Genomic DNA, 2,718 nt, shown 5'->3' on the forward strand with positions numbered 1-2,718 from the left:
CGTCACATGTCGGCTGCATTCCAGGGCTCGCTGCTCGACCTCGGCGACGAGGTCGCGCCCGCGCCGCTGGACGAGTCGGTCCGCCGAACGGAACTCGGGCACGGGGCATGGCTGGACGTCCGGCCCGGCTGGCTCGCCGGCGCGGACGCACTGTTCGAGCGGCTGGTGCAGGTCGTCCCCTGGCACGCGGAGCGACGCCAGATGTACGAGCGGATTGTCGACGTTCCGCGTCTGCTGTGCTTCTACGGCGAAGGTCACGCGCTACCCGACCCGGCTCTCGACGCGGCCAAGTCGGTCCTCGACGCGCACTACGCAGACGAGCTCGGCGAGCCGTTCGTCACCGCCGGACTGTGCCTGTACCGCGACGGACGCGACAGCGTCGCCTGGCACGGTGACACCATCGGCCGCGGGCGCAGCGAGGACACCATGGTCGCGATCGTCTCCATCGGCGCGCCGCGCACACTGGCCCTGCGCCCCCGCGCCGGGGGCTCGGTGCTGCGCTACGAGCTCGGCCACGGCGACCTGATCGTGATGGGCGGGAGCTGCCAGCGCACCTGGGAACACGCGGTGCCCAAGACCGCCCGTCGCGTCGGCCAGCGCATCAGCATCCAGTTCCGCACCCACGGCGTGCGCTGATCTGGGTGAGCCGCTCCCGGTGCGGCTACCGGCCTGATAGCTAATGTCTTCGGGGTGGCTGCCGCGCGAATGCTGCCGGACGCGTCGGCGCCGGGCGCCGACCTCTGGGTCCGCTCCGCGCTGCCCGACGTCGTGGCGGCGGTGCGAGAACGTGGGTCGGCGGTGCTGGTCGCGCCACCGGGATCGGGCAAGACGTCGCTGCTGCCGTTGGCGCTGGCCGACGTCGTTGACGGCCGCGTCGTTGTGGCCGAGCCCCGCCGCATCGCCACTCGGGCGGCAGCGATGCGCCTGGCGATGCTGGTCGGTGAGACTCCCGGGCAGCGGATCGGCTTCGCCATGCGCGGCGAGCGGGCGGGCGGCGCCCGGGTCCGCGTCGAGGTGGTCACGACCGGGCTGCTCGTGCAGCGGCTGCAGCGCGACCCCGATCTGTCCGGCGTCGCCGCGGTGGTCATCGACGAGTGCCATGAACGCCATCTCGACGCCGATCTCGCCCTGGCCTTCTGCATCGACGTGCGCGCCACCCTGCGCGACGACCTCGTGCTGGTCGCCACGTCGGCCACGCCCGACACCGAGCGCATCGCCGCGGTCCTGGCCCCGGAGGGGGCGCCCGCACCGGTCCTCACGGCCTCGTCCTCGATGTATCCCGTCGACGTCGTGTGGGCTGCACCCGAGCAAGCGTTGCCGCTGCTGGCCGACGCCCGGGTGGACCCGCGCCTGCTCGACCACGTCGCCGCCGTGGTGCGCCGGGCGCTGGCCGAGGCCGAGGGGGACGTCCTGGTGTTCGTGCCGGGGGAGGCTGAGATCGGCGGGGTGTCACGACGGTTGGCGGGTACAGCAGACGTCGTGCCCCTGTTCGGCCGGCAGACGGGCGCCGAGCAGGACCGCGCCCTGCGGGCCGGGCCGCGCCGTCGGGTGGTCGTCACGACCGCCGTGGCGGAGAGCTCGCTGACGGTTCCCGGTGTTCGCATTGTCGTCGATGCCGGGCTGGCCCGGCAGCCGCGGACCGACCAGGCCCGCGGCCTGGGCGCACTGGTCACGACCCGCGTGTCGAAGTCGTCGGCCGACCAGCGGGCCGGGCGCGCGGGCCGAGAGGGACCGGGGCGGGTCTACCGGTGCTGGTCGGCGAGCGAGCACGCCCATCTCGACGCCCACTCCGCACCCGAGATCGCCACCGCCGACCTGGCCGGTTTCGCACTGACGGTGGCGGCGTGGGGCGCGCCCGGCGGGGCGGGGCTTGCGCTGCTCGACCAGCCGCCGGCGGTCGCGATGTCGGCAGCAGACCAACTGCTGCGCGGTCTCGACGCGGTCGACGCCGCCGGCCGCATCACCGCGCGGGGCCGGCGGATGGCGGCGATCGGCGCGCATCCCCGGCTCGCCCGGTCAGTGCTGGACGGCGCCACGGCCGTCGGCGCGCAGCGGGCGCGCGAAATCGTTGCGCTGCTCTCCGACGACACGCTGGCCGGTCGCGACGATGACCTCGCCGGCCGCTGGCGGGCGCTGCGCCGCGGGTCGGACCGGGCTGCCGCCGCGCGCTGGCGCGAGGAGGTGCGCCGGCTCGGCCGGGGTGGTCCCGGGCCTACCGCGCTGAGCGACGATCTCGCCATCGGGACCGTGGTGGGACTGGCCTACCCCGACCGGCTGGCGCGGGCCCGCCGCCCCGGGTCGCAGAACTACCTGATGGCCGGTGGCACCGGGGCGGTGCTCGACCCGACGTCGGGTCTCCGCGGGACCGAGTGGATCGCGGTGGCAGTCGCCGACCGGCCGATTGGCCGGGCCGATGCCCGGATCCGGTCTGCGGTCCCCGTCGACGAGGCGACGGCCCGCGCGGTCGGTGCCGGACTGATGCACAGTGCAGACGAGATCCAGTGGGTCGCCGGCGAACTGGTGCTGCGTCGCAAGGAGACCCTCGGCGCCATCGGACTGAGCGACTCGCCGCTGCGTGATCCGGACCCGGCGCGGGTGGCCGAGGCGGTACGGGAAGGGCTGCGGTCCTCGGGGCTGGGCGTCCTGCACTGGACCCGCGACGCCGAGCAACTGCGGGAGCGCTTGGCGTTCTGCCACGTCCACCTGGGGCCGCCCTGG

Annotated in this window: 2 protein-coding genes; both read left to right on the forward strand. The window is 74.8% G+C overall.

What is annotated here, in order from left to right; genetic code table 11:
* Positions 1-6: 6 nt before the first annotated feature.
* Positions 7-636, forward strand: coding sequence for an alpha-ketoglutarate-dependent dioxygenase AlkB (locus tag VIM26_RS17005; RefSeq protein WP_331953312.1), 630 nt, complete (start codon positions 7-9; stop codon positions 634-636).
* A 54-nt stretch (positions 637-690) separates the two neighbouring features.
* Positions 691-2,718: ATP-dependent helicase HrpB (hrpB, locus tag VIM26_RS17010; RefSeq protein WP_331953310.1), on the forward strand; the 2,028-nt coding region annotated here is incomplete at its 3' end.

The sequence above is a fragment of the Pengzhenrongella sp. genome (genome assembly GCF_036565025.1).
In the GTDB taxonomy this organism is placed as follows: Bacteria; Actinomycetota; Actinomycetes; order Actinomycetales; family Cellulomonadaceae; genus Pengzhenrongella.

Bases quoted from the DNA above. Each gene is read 5' to 3' on its own strand.
- VIM26_RS17005 (WP_331953312.1), top strand. From the start codon at position 7: ATGTCGGCTGCATTCCAGGGCTCGCTGCTCGACCTCGGCGACGAGGTC.